Origin of the sequence: Pelomonas nitida (assembly GCF_043555975.1) — a bacterium.
GTDB classification, from domain to species: Bacteria; Pseudomonadota; Gammaproteobacteria; order Burkholderiales; family Burkholderiaceae_C; genus Pelomonas; species Pelomonas nitida.
The window spans coordinates 26,330-44,049 of the sequence record NZ_JBIGIA010000012.1 but is presented as its reverse complement, the minus strand read 5'-3'; the positions used below and the strand labels follow the sequence as shown (position 1 = coordinate 44,049).

Annotated in this window: 10 protein-coding genes; 6 read left to right on the top strand and 4 right to left on the bottom strand. The window is 68.7% G+C overall.

The window, feature by feature from the left end:
* Positions 1 to 6: 6 nt before the first annotated feature.
* Complete coding sequence (locus ACG00X_RS15965) at positions 7 to 2,433, bottom strand: glycoside hydrolase family 2 TIM barrel-domain containing protein (protein ID WP_394489196.1); 2,427 nt, start codon at positions 2,431 to 2,433, stop codon at positions 7 to 9.
* Positions 2,430 to 6,341 (bottom strand): beta-galactosidase, encoded by a 3,912-nt coding sequence (locus ACG00X_RS15960; RefSeq protein ID WP_394489195.1) that lies wholly within the window; start codon positions 6,339 to 6,341, stop codon positions 2,430 to 2,432. Before ACG00X_RS15960 ends, ACG00X_RS15965 begins: the two co-directional genes overlap by 4 nt.
* Positions 6,342 to 6,464: 123 nt before the next feature.
* On the opposite strand from ACG00X_RS15960, the gene ftsY reads away from it, so the two are divergent.
* Positions 6,465 to 7,703, top strand: a complete 1,239-nt coding sequence (ftsY, locus tag ACG00X_RS15955) for a signal recognition particle-docking protein FtsY (RefSeq protein ID WP_394489194.1) — start codon at positions 6,465 to 6,467, stop codon at positions 7,701 to 7,703.
* 50 nt (positions 7,704 to 7,753) lie between these two features.
* Here ftsY and ACG00X_RS15950 read toward each other — a convergent pair whose 3' ends face one another.
* On the bottom strand, positions 7,754 to 8,305 hold the full coding sequence (locus tag ACG00X_RS15950; RefSeq protein ID WP_394489192.1) for a PDDEXK family nuclease: 552 nt from the start codon (positions 8,303 to 8,305) through the stop codon (positions 7,754 to 7,756).
* Between the two features lie 138 nt (positions 8,306 to 8,443).
* The gene (gene ffh / locus ACG00X_RS15945) at positions 8,444 to 9,817 is read right to left on the bottom strand and encodes a signal recognition particle protein (protein WP_394489191.1); all 1,374 of its coding nucleotides are present in this window, start codon (positions 9,815 to 9,817) and stop codon (positions 8,444 to 8,446) included.
* A gap of 56 nt (positions 9,818 to 9,873) precedes the next feature.
* Between ffh and ACG00X_RS15940 the strand changes: the two genes are divergently transcribed.
* From ACG00X_RS15940 to ACG00X_RS15920, 5 genes are all read left to right on the top strand, one after another.
* Positions 9,874 to 10,752 carry a cytochrome C assembly family protein gene (locus tag ACG00X_RS15940; RefSeq protein WP_394489190.1) on the top strand — a complete coding sequence of 293 codons (879 nt, stop codon included), beginning with the start codon at positions 9,874 to 9,876 and terminating at the stop codon, positions 10,750 to 10,752.
* Complete coding sequence (locus ACG00X_RS15935) at positions 10,749 to 10,994, top strand: PP0621 family protein (RefSeq protein WP_394489189.1); 246 nt, start codon at positions 10,749 to 10,751, stop codon at positions 10,992 to 10,994. The genes ACG00X_RS15940 and ACG00X_RS15935 overlap by 4 nt, the downstream gene beginning before the upstream one ends.
* 52 nt (positions 10,995 to 11,046) lie before the next feature.
* Positions 11,047 to 12,759, top strand: a complete 1,713-nt coding sequence (locus tag ACG00X_RS15930) for a sensor histidine kinase (RefSeq protein WP_394489431.1) — start codon at positions 11,047 to 11,049, stop codon at positions 12,757 to 12,759.
* Positions 12,756 to 14,210 (top strand): sigma-54-dependent transcriptional regulator, encoded by a 1,455-nt coding sequence (locus ACG00X_RS15925; protein ID WP_394489188.1) that lies wholly within the window; start codon positions 12,756 to 12,758, stop codon positions 14,208 to 14,210. Before ACG00X_RS15930 ends, ACG00X_RS15925 begins: the two co-directional genes overlap by 4 nt.
* 491 nt (positions 14,211 to 14,701) lie before the next feature.
* On the top strand, positions 14,702 to 17,617 hold the full coding sequence (locus ACG00X_RS15920) for a ribonucleoside-diphosphate reductase subunit alpha (protein ID WP_394489187.1): 2,916 nt from the start codon (positions 14,702 to 14,704) through the stop codon (positions 17,615 to 17,617).
* Positions 17,618 to 17,720: the final 103 nt, after the last annotated feature.

The following is a 17,720-nucleotide window of genomic DNA, read 5'->3' as shown; positions in this document are numbered from 1 at the left end:
TACTGCTTAGAGAGATAGCTCCGCGGCCGCGAGGCCGGGGGCGGTGACGCGCAGGCGCATCGGTTGCGGGGTGGTGGCTGTGCGGCGCAGGATGGCCAGGCCGCGGCCCTCGTGCACGGCGTGCTCGGCGTCGCGCGGGTCGTCGACGTCGGCGAGGTTGCCGTTGCCGATGCCGAGGATCTCCAGCGGGCCGATCGGCTCGAAGTGCAGCTGGTGCGCGGCGTCGGGCACGCGGCGGCCCTGCGCGTCGACGACGAAGAAGGCGATCTGCTCGACGCCGTCCCGCCCTGAGGCCACGCGGTCCAGGGCGATGCGGGCGGGCGCGCCGGCCGTCTCCAGCTTGAACTCGGCGACGGGCTGGCCGTCCTTCAGGCCCACGGCCTTCAGCTCGCCGGCCTCGAAGGGCAGCGTCCAGCTGAGGATGCCTTCGACGGCGTCCGTGGCCTTCTGCGTGCCCACCAGGCGGCCGTTCAGCCACAGCTGCACGTCGGGCGTGTTGGCATAGGCCGAGACGACCATGCGCTCGCCGGCCGGCCAGTTCCAGTGTTCGGCCACCTTGGCGCGCTTTTGCTGGTCCAGCAGCGGCGTTCCCTGGCCGGACTGCGACGCCACCTGCGTTGCCGACGCCGTGGCCGCAGCGAGGTAGACGACGGGCTTGGCGGACCACAGGCTGGCGCGGAAGGCGCCGCGCGGCTTCATGAAGCCGGCCAGATCGAAGAGACCGAAGTCGGCGCCGCGCTGCGGCCATTGATGGGCTTCGCCGAGGTAGTCGAAGCCGGTCCACAGGAACTGCGCCGAGATGTAGGGCGTGTCGCGCACGACGGCCCAGGCGCGGTAGTCGTGGCGGTTCTCGCTGCCGTAGATGACGCGCTGCGGGAACTTCGCGTGGTCGGCGGTGTAGCGGGCTTCCTGGTAGTTGTAGCCGGCCACGTCGAACAACTGGCCGAAGCCGACGGCATCGCTCATCTCGACGGAGGCCATGGCGGCCGTGACCGGCCGGGTCGGGTCCATGCGGCGCACGGCGTCCACCAGCGGGCGGCCCCAGCGCACGAGATCGCTGGCCGGCGGCGCCGTAGGGCGGTACTTGGCGCCCAGCACCGGGTGCGAGAACGGGTCGTTGGGGTAGTCCACCTCGTTGCCCACGCTCCACATGACGATGCTGGGGTGGTTGCGGTCGCGCCTGACCATGTCCTCGACGTCGCGCACGCTCCATTGCGCGAATTCCTCGCCATAGCCCTGGCGGCCCGGCACGCCCACGTTCCAGCCGGCGATCCATTTGTTCTTGGTGGGCGTGAACTCGTCGAAGGCCTCGGCCTGCACGAGAAAGCCCATGCGGTCAGCCAGATCCAGCAGTTCGGGCGCGGGCGGGTTGTGGCTGGTGCGGATGGCGTTGACGCCGATGTCCTTGAGCTGCTGCAGGCGGCGCTCCAGCACGGAGACGGGCACCGCCGCGCCCAGGCTGCCGGCGTCGTGGTGCAGGCACACGCCCTTGAGCTTGAGCGGCAGGCCGTTCAGCGTGAAGCCGGCGTTGGCGTCGAAGCGGAAGCTGCGGATGCCGAAGGGCGTGTCGGTCTGGTCCACCGCCTTGCCGTCGAGCAGCACCGTCTGGCGCAGCGTGTAGAGCTGCGGCGCGTCGAGCGACCAGCGCTGCGGCTGGGTCACCACGAGGTTCTGCGTCAGCGCGCGGCGCTCGCCGGCGGCCAGCCGGGTCGGCGTGTCGCGCGTGGCGACGACGCGGCCGCCCGGCGCCAGCAGCTCGGCGCGCAGCGTGAAGGCGCGCGCGGTCGGCGCCGCGTTCACGAGTTCGGCCTGGGCTCTCACGTCGGCCTTGGCCGCGCTGACGTCGGGCGTCGTCACGTAGGTGCCCCACGGCGCGATGTGCAGCGCGTCGGTGAAGCTCAGCCGGGCGTCGCGGTAGATGCCGGAGCCGGTGAAGTAGCGCGAGTCCATCTGGCGCGAGTGGTCCACCCGCACGGCCAGCACGTTGGGGCTGCCGTCGGTCTTCAGATGGCGGGTCAGCTCGAACTCGAAGCTGCTGTAGCCATAGGGCCGGCCGCCGACGTAGTGGCCGTTGATCCACACCTGTGCGTGGTCGTAGACGCCATCGAAGCTGATGCGTGCGACGCGACCCGCTTGTTCCGGCCCCACGGCGAAGCTGCGGCGATACCACGCGATGCCACCGGCCGCGTAGCCATTGCCGCTGCCGTACTCGGCGCGAAACGGCTCGTGCTGGCTCCAGTCGTGCGGCACGCGCACGACCTGCCAGGCGCTGTCATCGAACGCGGGCTGCATCGCCGCGCCTGGGTCCGTCTTGCTGAAGCGCCAGCCGCTGTCCAGCGTCTGCTCCTGGCGCTGTGCCAGAACGGTGCTTGCCACGAGGGCCAGCGCCAGGCCGGCGGCCAGCAGCGTGAATCGGGTCACGGGAAGGTTCATCGCTGCAGGTTGCGTGGTTGCGGCACGGGCTCCAGCGGCACACCACCGCGCGCCACGGCCATGGGCACGAGGCGCACGGCTTCCAGCGCGTTGGCGGGCTGGCCATCGGTCGTGACGGCCAGCGTCAGTGTGTTGTCGCCGTTGGGGTTGAGGATGCCTGGCGGCAGCACGAATACGCGCTGCGGGCCGACGTGGGCGATGAATTGCCCCAGGTTCCAGCCGTTGACGAAGATCAGTGCGCGGTTCTCGCGCTCGGAGCGCGGCTGCGTCGTGTCGCCGAAGGCCAGGCCCAGCTGCACGTCGTGGCCGCGCGGCAGGTCCAGCTTGAAGGTGGTGCGCAGCCAGTCGGTGCCGGGAGCGGTGGGGGCGCCGCCGGGCTGGGTTGCATCCCAGCCGGGTTGGGGCTTGGCGGCATCGATGGGCAGATGCCAGCCCATGCGCTCGCCATGCAGGCCGCCGTTGTTCATGGGGCCGCGCACGAGGTCGGCGATGTCCTCGCCGCCCTTGTTGCCCTGGATCTTCCATGCGATGGGCGTGGCGAAGCGCTGGCCACCCTTGGGCGCGATGGAGGCGGCAATCAGGCCGCGTGCCTCCTTGTGCGCGTCGTCTGCGAACAGGTCCCAGTTGTGCGAGTTGTTGCGCACGACAACGGCGATGACGTGGTCGCCCGGCGCCAGGTCTTGCAGCGTCCGGCGGAAGGTGTCCGTGGTCTCGGGGAAGGGCCTGCCGGTGTCATGTTCTTCCTGGCCGATGAATTTGCCATCCACCCAGACCTGGATCATGCCGCCGCCGCCGCCGCCGAAGAACAGTTCCAGCTGCAGCGGCTTGGGCGATGCGGTCGTGAAGCGGCCGCGATACCAGACGTCGCCGTGGTGGAAGCCGTAGTCGCTCATCGCCAGCACCGGCTGGCCCTTGTCGGGCGCGGTGTAGACGTTGGCGGCCGACGCGCTGGCGTCGGCCTTGCGCCAGGCGCTGTCGTCGAAGCTCGGGTCGGCCTCGAGCGAGTCGAAGCGGCGCCGCCACTTCAGCTGCGCGAGGTCGGGCAGTTTGATGGCTTCGGGGCCGGGCAGGGCAGCCCGGGCGGTGAGGCTGAAGTCCTGCGCCGAGGACGCAACGGCCTGGCCGTTGAAGCTCAGCGCACCGATGCCGTCGGGCACCCAGGCGCGCAGCGTGCTCGGTGCGGTGGTGTCGCCGGTGAGCTGCAGCGTCTTGCCGCTGATGGCGGCGTTGCGCACGAGGGCTGGGCTGCGCACCAGCACGGCCTGGTCGCCGGCCTGCAGGCGCCAGAACTCCTGGCCGGTCTTCTCGTCGGCGATCAGCAGCGTCAACGGGGCACGGCCGGCGCCGCTGACGAGCACTTCGGTGAGGCCCGTGTGCTGGTAGTTCAGGCGCAGATCGCCGCGCGTCGCGTCCCAGTTCACCTGGGCCTGGCCGCGCAGCACCTTGACCGTCGGCTTGGTGGCATAGCGCAGCACGGTCTCGCCGTCGTCACCGTTGCGGCCGTAGAACAAGGCCACGTCGCGGCCGCCTTGCTGCAGCTGGGCCTGCAGCTCGCTGGTGCTGTAGACCAGGCGCTGGCGCTCCAGGTCGTACGCGGCCAGCAGCAGCTTGGCGTCCTGGCCGGTCAGCGTCAGCTTGCCGGCCTGCGGGATTTGATAGGTACCGTCCTGGGTCTGCAGCTTGAAGCCGAACGCCTCGGTGCCCTGCAGCCGGTTGTGCTGGGCCAGCAGCACATGGCTGCCCAGCGCGTTGTTGACGTTGTGATAGAGCCTGACCTTGGCATTGCCGCTCTCCAGCACCTCGCCCTTGTCCATCTGCGCGAGCACCTTTGTTGCCGCCTGCACGAAGCCGCCCATCTGCTTGAGCACCAGCGCCTTGTTGCGCATGACGCGGGCTTCGCTGATGGGCGAGCCGTAGTCGTAGCTCGTGTAGACGATGGGGCCCGGCTGCCAGCCCCAGCTCGTGCCGCCAAACGCCATGTAGATGGAGTGGATGCTCAGCGCGTTGATGAGGCTGCTGCCATAGAACACGCGCTGGTAGCCCGGCCCCTGGCGCTGGGCCGTGCATTCATAGGTGCCGTTGCTGCCCCAGTAGTCGAACCAGCCGGCACCGATCTCGGCGACGAAGCCCGGCGTGTTGGGTGAGGCGAGAGACCCCACCTTGGGAAAGTTCTTGCCGTAGATGCCCCAGTCGGGGGCCGGTGCAGGCGTGCCGGGCGTGGCGTCGACGCCGCAGACGCCGCCGGGGTAGCCGTCGAAGGCGTAGAGGTCGGTCGGGCCGGGGTTGGCGAAGGGCGCGGTGGAGTTCTTCGGCGTCCAGTCCGGCAGGCGCGACGCGGCGTTGTGGAACAGCGGCACGGTGATGCCGTCGGCGCGCGCCTTGTCCGCCAGGTGCTGCATGTGGCGGATGTTCTTGGGCTGCACGGAGAACAGCTCGTTCTCCAGCTGGTAGGCGATGACGTTGCCGCCGCCATTGGTGATCTGGTGGCGCGCCAGGATGGCGTTGATCTGCGTCATCCACTCATCGGCCGCCTGCTGATACTCGGCCGCGTCGGTGCGCGCTTCGGCGCGCTGGCGCAGCAGCCAGCCGGGGAAGCCGCCGGCGGTCAGCTCGGCGTTGACGTAAGGGCCCATGCGGGCGATGACGTAGAGGCCTTCCTCTTCGGCCATCTGGATGGCGCGCTCGATGTTGCGCACGCCGGTGAAGTCGTAATGGCCGGGCTTGGCCGAGTGATAGCCCCAGCTGAAGTAGAACGACACCGCGTTCAGGCCCGAGGCCTTCATCTTCTGCAGCACGTCGCGCCACAGGCTGGGCGAGGGCAGGCGGAAGGGGTGGAACTCGCCCGCGAAGATCATCTCGCGGCGGCCGTCGATGATCAGCGAGTGGCGGTCCCAGGCAATCGACTTGGGTTTCTGCTTCGGCGCCGTGGCAAGCGCCAGCTGCGCCGTGTCTTCCGAGATCACGGTGAAGTGCCGCACCGTGCCCGACACGCCGCCCAGTTCCTTCTTGGCCGTCCAGGTCTGCAGGCCGTCGAAGCTGTCGGAGTACCAGTAGCGCTTGGTCGTGTAGTCATCGAAGTAGATGCGCCAGCCGGGCTTGCCGTCCGCGCCTGTGATGGACACCAGCGCCTGGCCTTCCGATGGGCCGCCCCAGCCGGCCCAGTCGCCGGTCTTCTGCATCGTCCACGGGCCTTCGAGCGCGGGCGCCGTGGCCAGTTCGATGAACTTGGTCGTCTCGTTCTTCGTGAACGCGACGTACCGGCCGTCGTGCTGGATGACGAAGGTGTCGATGGTGTTGTGTTCCAGCCCCTGCATGGGCTGCGGGGCGCCGAAGGTCGTGAAGCTCGCGTCCAGCGCCTTCAACGCGTAGGCCGCGAAGGGGCCTTGGGTGCCGTTCTTGGACAGGCTGACGACGAGCTTCAGGCTGCCGTCACGGTCGCGGAACCATTCGGGGGCCCAGACGTTGGTGACGCCCGGCAGCGCGACGGTCACATCGGCCACGTGGGACCAGGTCTTGAGGTCGGTCGACTTGGCGATGCCGAAGGTCGAGCCGTTCCAGTCCGTCGTGTAGGCGACGTAGTAGAGGCCGTCGGCCGCCCGCATGATGGACGGGTCGCGCAGCAGCGCCTTGCCCGGCGTGTAGACCTCCGAGCCCAGCGACGTGAAGTTGATGCCGTCGTTCGACGTGAACAGGCTCAGCGTGTTCTGCGAGGTCGCCGTGAAGGCGGACATCAGGAAGCTGCGCTCGGCCTTGGCGGCTGGCGCCAGCGCCACGGCTTGCGCCGCGACGGCGGTGGGGGCTTGCTGCCCCGGCAGATCTTGGGCCAGGACGCTTGTGCACAGCAGCAGCGAAGCCAGCGAAGCCGGTCGGCGTGCCGAGCGGAGCGAACGAGCAAAGACAGCGGACATGAGCGAACCGGGAGAGCGGAGAGCCTGCGGCAGTTTCACCCGGTTCCGAGCGGCCAAAAAATCACGCGCTTGCGAGAAGCGCTCACCGGACGCTCATGGCGGCAAGCAGGCGAAAATGCGCCGATGTTCAGTTTCTTCAAGAAGTCGGCGCCGGCTCCGCGCCCCGCCGAACCCGAGGCGCCCACCTTGCTGCCCGAAGGCTGGGCGGCCAAGCCTGCCCGCCCGGCGCCGCCGCCGCCCGAGCCGGAGGGGGTGGCGGCGCCCGCCGCGCCTGCCGTGGCAGCAGCACCGGTCATGCCCGCTGCGCCGGTGAAGCCGCCCGTCGCACAGCACGTCGCGGCGCCCGTCGTGCCGCCTGCAACTGCGCCAGTCGTGCCGGTCGTGGCGGCACCGGTGGTCGCTGCTGTGCCTGCGGTCACCGTGCCCGCGCCGGTGGCAGCGCCCGAGGTGGCGCCCGCGCCGCCGCGCCAGAGCTGGATGGAGCGGCTGCGGGCCGGTCTGCGCAAGACGGGCGGCAGCATCGCCGGCGTCTTCAGCGGCACCAAGATCGACGATCAGCTGTACGAGGAGCTCGAAGAGGCCTTGCTGCTGGCCGACACCGGCGTGAAGGCCACGCAATTCCTGCTCGACGACCTGAAGCGTCGCGTCAAAGAGGCTCGGGCCACCGACCCGCAAGCCGTGCGCGCACTGCTGGTGGACGCGCTGGCGCAGTTGCTGGCGCCGCTGGAGAAGGGCCTGGAGGTGGGGCGCTTCTCGCCCACGGTCATGATGGTCGTCGGCGTCAACGGTGCCGGCAAGACCACCAGCATCGGCAAGCTGACGCGCCACCTGGCCGAGGCCGACCAACGCGTGCTGCTGGCCGCGGCCGACACCTTCCGCGCGGCGGCGCGCGAGCAACTGGGTGTCTGGGCCGACCGTGCCCAGGTCGACATCATCAGCCAGGAGGGCGGCGACCCGGCGGCGGTGTCGTTCGATGCGGTCAACGCCGGCCGCGCGCGCAAGGCGGACGTCGTCATCGCCGACACCGCAGGCCGACTGCCGACGCAGCTGCACCTCATGGAGGAGCTCAAGAAGATCAAGCGCGTCATCGGCAAGGCGCAGGCCGATGCGCCGCACGAGGTGTTGCTGGTCGTGGACGGCAACACCGGCCAGAACGCGCTGAACCAGGTGAAGGCCTTCGACGAGGCACTGGGCCTGACCGGCCTCATCGTCACCAAGCTGGACGGCACCGCCAAGGGTGGCGTGCTGGCGGCCATCGCGCGGGAACGCCCCGTGCCGGTCTATTTCGTCGGCGTCGGCGAGAAGCTGGAAGACCTGGAGACGTTCAGCGCCCGGGAATTCGCGCGCGCGCTGCTGGAGTAGCGCTGTTCATCGCGACCGCCGCAGCGCCGCAGTGCCGCGTCAAGGGCGACTCAAGGGCGATGGCTGGCCGCCTCGGCGCGGCGTTTGCTGGGGGCTTTTGCTGCTGCCGCGGGCTGGGGGCTGCCGGCCTCGTTCTCGACCTTGGGCATCAAGCGTGCGCACAGCTGTTCCGGCGTGAAGTGAGCGCAATCGCGATCCCACTCGGTCACGGTCAGTTCGGTGGCCGCGAGCACGCGCATGAGCCGGTCACGCTTGCGGATGTGGCGAGGCTGGTCGTCACCCAAGGGCAGGAGGACGGCGGCGCGGCCATAGCCGTGCTCGTCACACAGCACGAAGTCCACCGTCAGCAGGCCTGCGCGGCCCAGCCATTCGCGGTAGGAGTGTTGCCCGGGGACGCGTACCAGCTTGAAGAGCGGCACGTGGGCGAGCAGGTAACCCTTGGGGTGTTCCAGCGCCAGCGCCTGGGCGATGCTCCGGTGCGCATGCCGCTCCGCGCTGACCAGCACCCGCGCGGCTTCGGGCGGCCACTGCATCACGGTGTCGACGGGCTCGACCGACGGCGGTGGTGTCTGTCGGGTCAGGCGGTTGAGCCAGGCGCTCAACGGGCCAGGAAGGGGAAGATTCAGCATAGCGGGCGACACTAACGGCCTGCGAGCGCTTTGCGCACGTCGGCTTATCCTTCAAGCGTGGGGGCAGGTGTGTGCACATGTGTGGCGGTCATCCGCCGTGACACGTGGCAGTTACATGAGGCCCTTCATGCCACCCAGGCGCTTCATCATCTTCATGAGGCCGCCGCCCTTCATCTTCTTCATCATCTGCTGCATCTGGTCGAACTGGTTCAGCAACCGGTTGACCTCCTGGATCTGCACGCCGGCGCCTTGCGCGATGCGCTTCTTGCGGCTGGCCTTGCTCTTGCCGTCCATCAGCAGGGTGGGTTGGGCGCGCTCCTTGGCCGTCATGGCGCGCAAGATGCCTTCCATGCGCTTCATGTCGCGCTCGGCGCGGTCCATGTCAGCCTGACCGGGCTGCTTGTTGCCCATCATGTTCTGCGGCAGCTTGTCCATCAGGCCGCCCAGGCCGCCCATCTTCTTCATCTGCGCGATCTGCTGCAGGAAGTCGTTCAGGTCGAAGCCGCTGCCGTCCTTGAGCTTCTGCGCGAAGGCCTGCGCGTCGGCGAGGTCCACGCTCTGCGTGACCTGCTCGACGAGGGCCACGATGTCGCCCATGCCCAGCACACGTCCGGCGTGGCGTTCGGCATCGAACACCTCCAGGCCGTCGATCTTCTCGGACACGCCGGCGAACTTGATGGGCGCGCCGGTGATCTGGCGCACCGACAGTGCCGCGCCGCCGCGCGAGTCGCCGTCCAGCTTGGTCAGGATGACGCCGGTCAGGGGCAGCGCTTCCTTGAAGGCCTTGGCGGTGTTGATCGCGTCCTGGCCCTGCATGGCGTCGACGACGAACAGCGTCTCTACCGGGTTCAGCGTTGCGTGCAACTCCTTGATCTCGGCCATCAAGGCCTCATCAATCGCCAGGCGGCCGGCCGTGTCGACCAGCAGCACGTCGAAGTAGTGGCGCTTGGCGTGGTCCAGCGCGGCCAGCGCGATGTCGCGTGGCTTCTGGTTCGGTTCTGAAGGGAACCATTCGCCGCCAGCCTGCTTGGTGACGGTCTTCAGCTGCTCGATGGCGGCGGGGCGGTAGACGTCGGCCGAGACCGTCAGCACCTTCTTCTTGCGCTTCTCGATCAGGTGCTTGGTGAGCTTGGCCGTCGTCGTCGTCTTGCCGGCGCCCTGCAGGCCCGCCATCAGGATGACGGCCGGCGGCTGGGCGGCCAGGTTGATGTCGGCTACGCCTTCACCCATGGTCGCGGCGAGTTCCTTGTGGACGACCGAGACCAGCACCTGGCCCGGGTTCAGCGACCCGACCACTTCCTGGCCCAGCGCCTTCTCCTTCACGCGGGCGATGAAGTCGCGCACCACCGGCAGGGCCACGTCGGCTTCGAGCAGCGCCATGCGCACCTCGCGCAGCATGTCCTGGACGTTGCTTTCGGTGATGCGGGCCTGGCCGCGCATCGTCTTGACGAGGCGACTCAGGCGGTCGGTGAGGTTGGATGCCATGGATGGAGATGGGGCGAGCGCCGGAAACGGCCGCGGGCCAAAAGTACACTGCGTCCATGAGTTTATCGCCCGCTCCCCTGGGGAACGTCGCTGCGGCCCCAGCCATCGGGCCGGGCCTTGCGCTGGCCGTGGCCAGTGGCCTGGCATTGCTGGGTTATGTCTGGGTCGGCTTGCTGCGCGCGCGGGCCTCTGAGGGCCAGTCGGCGGACGCCGCGTTGCGTCCGCCGCTGCGCTCGGTGCCGCCCATGGCGCTGGCCTGGACGGCCCAGTTCATCGCCCTCTATATAGATATCAGTGGTTTCGGCCTGGCGACGCCGGGTGCCCGCTTCGGGTTCGCGCCGGCGCTGTCGATGACCATCTGGCTGGTGTTGACGGTCTATCTCGTCGAGAGCCGCTTCCTGCCGCTGCACAGTGTGCGCCGCGTGCTGGCGTGGCTGGCAGCAGCGGCGGTGATGCTGGCCTGGTGTTTCCCGGGAGAGAGCCGCCCGATGGCGGCGTCGCCCTGGGCGCCGCTGCACTGGGTGCTGGGGCTGGCGTCCTACGGCTTGTTCGGTGTGGCTGTGCTGCATGCCGCGCTGACCAACCGTGCGGAAGCCCGCTTGCGCCACCGGCAGGCGGGGGCGGGTGGCATGCCGCTGCTGCAGCTCGAGCGGCTGACCTTCCAGTTCGTCGCAGCCGGTGTTGGCGTGTTGTCGCTGGCGATTGTGCTGGGCTGGTGGTTCACGCCGCAGTGGCATTGGGATCACAAGAATCTGCTGGCCGTGCTGGGTTGGCTGGTGCTGACGGGGCTGTTGGTGGGCCGGCGCGTCTATGGCTGGCGCGGCAGGCGGGCGACACGCTGGCTGTATGCCGGCGCGGCCTTGCTGCTGCTGTCGTATGCGGGTTCGCGTTTTGTGTTGGAAGTGGTGTTGCAGCGCGGTGGAGGCCCGGCATGAAGTACCTGTTGCTGCTGGCCCTGCTGGCATTCGTGTTTTTCATGATCGGCGCCCGGCGCGGCCGGCGCGACGAGCCCGGGCAGGGTGATCGGCCGCAGCGGCCCGCTGCGCCGAAAACGATGGTGAGCTGTGCCGAGTGCGGCATGCACCTGCCTGCCGACGAGGCGCTGCCGGGCAAGGGCGGCGCGTTCTGCGGCGCCGAGCATCGAAAGCGTTTCGAGGCGCGTCAGGGGCAGGCTTGAATCTCGTCGCGTGGTGGGCGCAGGCGGCCGTGCGGGAGGCGCTGTGGTGAGGATGGAGTCCACGCTGCCGCCGGGCCTGGAGGGTGTGTCCATCCGCGGCCATTGGTTCATCGAGGCGCCGCCGCCCGAGCCGGCTGAGGCGGGTAGCGCGGCCTTCGAGCGGCTTTACCGAGCGTTCCTCGCGGCGCGTGCAGCCCTGGGGCTGGCGTTGCTGGGGGCGCAGTTCGTCGCGACGCTGCTGTCGGCGCCGCCGGCGAGGTCGACGCTGCTGTTGAGCTTGGCCTACGCCGCCATGGCGGTCGCGCTGTGGCTGGTGCCGCAACTCAGGCGCGGTGCCTCGGCGCGCAACCTGGCCCGTATCAGCAGCGTGCACTGGTGGCTGGCCATCGGGGTCGATCTGGTGTTGTTCGGCGTCCTGCACGCGCAGGACCCGAGCGGCGTCAATTACGGCGCGCTGTTTGTGCTGCCCGTGCTGATGTCGGCCGTGCTGTGCCCGCGCCGGCTGGCACTGGCGACTGCAGCCATCGCGACGCTGGGGATGTTGGCCGCGGCCGCCTGGTCGCTGCTGCTGGGAGTCGACGTGGGCTTGAAGACGACGCAGGCCGGTCTGGTGGGTGGCGGGTTGTTTGCCGTGAGCCTGCTGGCCAGTGAGTTGAGTGCGCGCCTGGCCCGCGAGGAGAAGGCGGCGCGCGGCAGCATGGCGCTGGCGCGCCAGCAGGAGCTGTTGAGCCGCCTCGTCATCGACGAGATGCAGGAGGGCGTGCTCGTGGTGGATCGGCGCGGCCGCGTGCGCGCGATGAACCCGGCGGCCCGCGTGCTGTTGGGGGCCGCCGATGGCGCGCTGAGCTGGCAGCTGCGCGAGCGCGCCGACTGGCTGCCGTTGGTGCAGGCACTGGAAGAGGCCTACATCCTGGGCAACCGCACGGAGATGGATGTCTCGATGCCCATGGAAGGCGGGGCGTCGCGCAGCCTGCGGCTGCGGCTTCGCTTCACGCGGCAGCGCGGCGGCAGCGAGGAGTTGTGCGTGATCTTCCTGGAGGACAACCGCGATCTGCTCGCGCGTACGCGGCAGGAAAAGCTCGCGGCGATGGGGCGTGTGTCGGCGGGCATTGCGCACGAGATCCGCAATCCGCTGGCCGCCATCGCCCAGGCGAACGCGCTGATCGCCGAGGATGTGGCCGGCATGCGCGCCGAGCCGCTGACCCGCATGGTCGCGTCCAACGTGCAACGCCTCAAGCGACTGGTGGACGACGTGACCGAGGTCGCGCCCGGCGTGCAGCCCGACACGCAGGTGCTGGATGTCAGCGAGCTGGTGCACGAGACCTGCGTGGACTGGGCCGGTGTCAACGGCCTGCAGCTCGGCGCCAGGAGCCGCTTTCAGCTGCAGATCGACCTGCCGGGCATGCCGGGCCTGTTCGACGCCGAGCACCTGCGCCGCGTGCTGGTCAACCTGCTGGACAACGCGCTGCGCCATGCCGACGACGGCGTTGGCGCCGTGCGCGTGCGGCTGGCGCGCGACGGCGATGTGCTTGTTCTGGTGGTTCGCAGCGCCGGGGCGCCCGTGCCGCCGGATGTCGAGCGCCATCTGTTCGAGCCCTTCTTCTCGACGCGCAGCCGCGGCTCCGGCCTGGGCCTCTATATTTGCCGTGAGCTGTGCGAGCGCCACGGCGGACGCATCGACTACCGCCGCGCCGCCGACGGCGCGGCCAATGAATTCAGCGTGCGCCTGCGCATGCCGGGCGCTGCTCTACCGAGCTTTTCATGACGACTGCCTCTCCCGCACGACTGCTGGTCATCGACGACGAGCCGGACCTGCGCACGCTCTACGAGCTCACCTTGCTGCGCGAAGGCTACGAGATCGACAGCGCCGGCTCCGTGGCCGAGGCGTTGGAGCAACTCGCCGATCACCAGTACAGCGCCGTCATCACCGACATGAAGCTACCCGACGGCTCGGGCCTGGCGGTGCTGCGCTGGCTGGAGCAGGCCGCGCGGCCCGAGAAGGCCATCGTCATCACGGCGTTCGGGTCGGCGGAGAACGCCGTCGAGGCACTGAAGGCCGGTGCCTTCGATTACCTGACCAAGCCCGTGGACCTGCGCCAGTTCCGTCTGGTCGTCGCCTCGGCGCTGGGGCGCGAGCCTGCGGCCAAGGGGGCCGGCGCCGCAGCAGGCGGCGACACGGCGGTGGCGCCGTCCACCTCGCAGCGGCTGGTGGGGCGCTCGCCAGCCATTCACGCGGTGCGCTCGCTGATCGACAAGGTCGCGCGCAGCATGGCGCCGGTGCTGGTGCACGGCGAATCCGGCACCGGCAAGGAGTTGGTGGCGCGCGCCATCCACGACCATGGCGCGCGCGCGGCGCAGCGCTTCGTCGCGGTGAACTGCGGCGCCATTCCGGAGAACCTGCTGGAGGCCGAGTTCTTCGGCTATCGCAAGGGCGCGTTCACCGGCGCGAACGAGGACCGCGAGGGCTTCTTCCAGGCGTCCGATGGCGGCACGCTGTTCCTCGACGAGATCGGCGACCTGCCGCTGGCCATGCAGAGCAAGCTGCTGCGGGTCATCCAGGAACGATCGGTGCGCCCGGTGGGGGCCACGGCCGAAACGCCCATCAATGTCCGCATCCTCAGTGCGACGCACAAGGATCTTGCGGCCGAGGTGGCGGGTGGGCGCTTTCGGCAGGACTTGTTCTACCGGCTGAACGTCATCCAGATCCGGGTGCCGCCGCTGCGTGAGCGGCTGGAGGATCTGGGCCTCATCAGCGAACGCGTGCTCGCGCGCATCGCGCAGGACGCCGGCGTGTCGCCCACGCCGCGCCTGACGGCCAGCGCGCTGCAGACGCTGTCTCGCTATGCCTTCCCCGGCAATGTGCGGGAGCTGGAGAACCTGCTGCACCGCGCGCTGGCGTTGGCGGGTGGCGAGTGGATCGGGCCCGACGACCTCGGCCTGCCTGATGCCGTGCTGGACGACGAACAAAGCGAGTCGCAGTTTGCGGCACTGGCCACGCCGCTGCTGGCTGAGGCGCCTGCCGAGGGGCTGTCTCTGCCGGAGCAATTGCCAAGCGATCTGGCGGTGTATCTCGACGATGTGGAGCGAGCCATTCTGCTGCGCGCGCTGGAGCAGCATCGCTTCAATCGCACGGCGGCTGCGGCCAGCCTCGGCCTGTCGCTGCGCCAGATCCGCTATCGCATGGCGCGACTGGGCATTTCGGCCGGCGACAGCTGAAGACATCGACCTCGGGATTTGCCCGGCTTGAATCCTGGGCGACCTGCAAATGCGGTTGCGGGCCCGCGCCGGAAATGCAGCATCGATGCGGCCTGGCGAGCGTTTCGGCCCGCCAGCCCAGTGTGGATGCGGGGTCGTGATGAGGAACCCCGATGCGATCGTGCTGTACGCGGTGGTGTGCTTGTTTTTGTGGCAACCCATAGATGATGTGGTGACACTAGCGGTAGTGCTTGAGGGGCGGCGGGGCCATAGATATAGTGTCCTTCGTGATATCCTGCTGACCCAGTCGACCCCATGACCATCTCCTCGGAATCGCAGTGCGCAGTGGCAAGGCCACCGCGGCCTTGCTGTCGAGGGTCCAGCCGGAATGCCGGCCTGGCGATGGCCCGGCGGGGACGAACTCCCTCCAACCCAGCTCACCCCGATGCGCCAACCCTCTTGTGGGTTGCCGCCGCGCATTTGCCCGTCATTTCTCGATAAAGGATCCCCTCATGCAGCATGAAGCCGCCACGGGTCAGGCCCCCGACGCCTCGCTCTCCCCGGTGTCCCCGGACGCGTTTGGATCCGACGCTACCGCTACTGCCGGCACCATGCCGTCGTCTTACCAGGCCTACCAGATCATTCGCCGCAACGGCGCGGTGGTGTCGTTCGAGCCCAGCAAGATCGCCGTCGCGCTGATGAAAGCATTCCTGGCCGTGCATGGCACCAGCGGTGCAGCTTCGGCGAGCGTGCGCGAGACCGTGGAGCAGCTGACCCAGAACGTCGTGCGTGCGTTGCTGCGCTCGCGCCCGAGCGGTGGCACCTTCCACATCGAGGATGTGCAGGATCAGGTCGAGCTCGGTCTGATGCGCAGCAGCAATCACGAGGTGGCCCGCGCCTACGTGCTGTACCGCGAGCGCCGCGCGCAGGAGCGCGCCGCCCACGGCGAGGCCGCCCGCGCGGCCGAGCCGGCGCTGATGGTGGTGGACCGCGGCGAGCGCCGCCCGCTGGATCTGGCCCAGCTGAAGTCGCTGATCGCGTCGGCCTGCGAGAACCTCGGCGCCGACGTGCGTCCCGAGCCCGTGCTGGCCGAGACGCAGCGCAACCTGTACGACGGCGTCGCGATCGACGAGGTCTACAAGGCCGCGATCCTGGCTGCGCGCACGCTGATCGAGAAAGACCCGGGCTACAGCCGCGCCACCGCGCGCCTGCTGCTGCACACCATCCGCCGCGAGATCATCGGCGTCGAGGTGACGCAGGCCGAGATGCAGACGCGCTACGCCGAGTACTTCCCCGGCTACATCCGGACGGGCATTGCCGCCGAGCTGCTCGACGAGAAGCTGGGCCAATACGACCTGGCCAGGCTGGGCGCCGCGCTGAAGGCCGATCGCGACCTGCAGTTCGACTACCTGGGTCTGCAGACGCTGTACGACCGCTACTTCCTGCACATCGCCGACGAGCGCATCGAGATGCCGCAGGCCTTCTTCATGCGCGTGGCCATGGGCCTGGCGCTGAACGAGATCGACCGCGAAGCCCGCGCCATCGAGTTCTACGAAGTGCTGTCGAGCTTCGACTTCATGAGCTCCACGCCGACGCTGTTCAACAGCGGCACGCGCCGCTCGCAGCTGTCCAGCTGCTACTTGACCACGGTCAGCGACGACCTGGACGGCATCTACGAAGCGCTGAAGGAGAACGCGCTGCTGTCCAAGTTCGCGGGCGGCCTGGGCAACGACTGGACGCCGGTGCGCGCGCTCGGCAGCCACATCAAGGGCACCAACGGCAAGTCGCAAGGCGTCGTGCCGTTCCTGAAGGTCGTCAACGACACGGCCGTGGCCGTGAACCAGGGCGGCAAGCGCAAGGGTGCCGTCTGCGCCTACCTGGAAACCTGGCACCTGGACATCGAAGAGTTCCTGGACCTGCGTAAGAACACCGGCGACGACCGCCGCCGTACGCACGACATGAACACGGCGAACTGGATTCCCGACCTGTTCATGAAGCGCGTCATCGAAGGCGGTGACTGGACGCTGTTCAGCCCCAGCACCTGCCCGGACCTGCACGACCTGTTCGGCGCCGCCTTCGAGAAGGCCTACGTCGAGTACGAGCGCAAGGCAGACGCCGGCGAGATCAAGCTGTTCAAGCGCATGCAGGCCAAGGATCTGTGGCGCAAGATGCTGTCGATGCTGTTCGAGACGGGCCATCCCTGGATCACATTCAAGGACGCCTGCAACGTGCGCAGCCCGCAGCAGCACGTGGGCGTGGTGCACTCGTCCAACCTGTGCACCGAGATCACGCTGAACACCAACGACAGCGAGATCGCCGTCTGCAACCTCGGTTCCGTGAACCTGTCGCAGCACTTGAAGGACGGTGCCATCGACCAGGCCAAGCTGAAGAAGACGGTGCGCACCGCGATGCGCATGCTCGACAACGTCATCGACATCAACTACTACGCCGTCAAGAAGGCACGTGACTCCAACCTGCGCCACCGCCCGGTGGGTCTGGGCATCATGGGCTTCCAGGACGCGCTGTATGCGCTGCGCACGCCGTACGCCTCGCAGGCCGCGGTGGAGTTCGCCGACCGCTCGATGGAAGCCGTCTGCTACCACGCGTACTGGGCCTCGACCGAGCTGGCTGAGGAGCGCGGCCGCTACTCGTCCTACAAGGGTTCGCTGTGGGACCGCGGCATCCTGCCGATCGACTCGCTGGACCTGCTGGCCGAGGCCCGCGGCGGTTACGTCGATGTCGACCGCTCGACGTCGCTGGACTGGGATGCGCTGCGCGGCCGTATCGCCGCCCACGGCATGCGCAACAGCAACTGCGTGGCCATCGCGCCGACCGCGACCATCTCCAACATCATCGGCGTGGACGCGTCCATCGAGCCCTGCTTCGGCAACCTGTCGGTGAAGTCCAACCTGTCGGGCGAGTTCACGGTCATCAACGAATCGCTGGTGCGTGACCTGAAGGCGCTGGGCCTGTGGGACGACGTGATGGTCATGGACCTCAAGCACTTCGACGGCTCGCTGCGCCGCATCGACCGCGTGCCCGAGGACATCAAGGCCCTGTACGCGACGGCGTTCGAGGTCGACACCTCGTGGCTCATCGAAGCCGGCGCGCGCCGCCAGAAGTGGATCGACCAGGCGCAGAGCCTGAACATCTACATGGCCGGCGCGTCGGGCAAGAAGCTCGACGAGACCTACAAGCTCGCGTGGCAACGCGGCCTGAAGACGACCTACTACCTGCGCACCATCAGCGCGACGCAGGCCGAGAAGAGCACGGTCACGCGGTCGGGCCAGCTCAATGCCGTGTCGGCTGCTGCGGCGCCGGTCATGGCCGCAGCGGTGGCGCCGGTCGCGGTTGTCGAGCCTGAACTGCCCGCCACGGACATGAAGTTCTGCGCCATCGACGACCCGGGTTGCGAGGCCTGCCAGTAATCGGAACGGTGGCATCTGCTTGTATAGACAAGTGGATGCCGCCGGTTTTCGATGCCCTCACGCAACAAACTTTGCGTGATTGATGCAAATAGCCTGTGCTAGT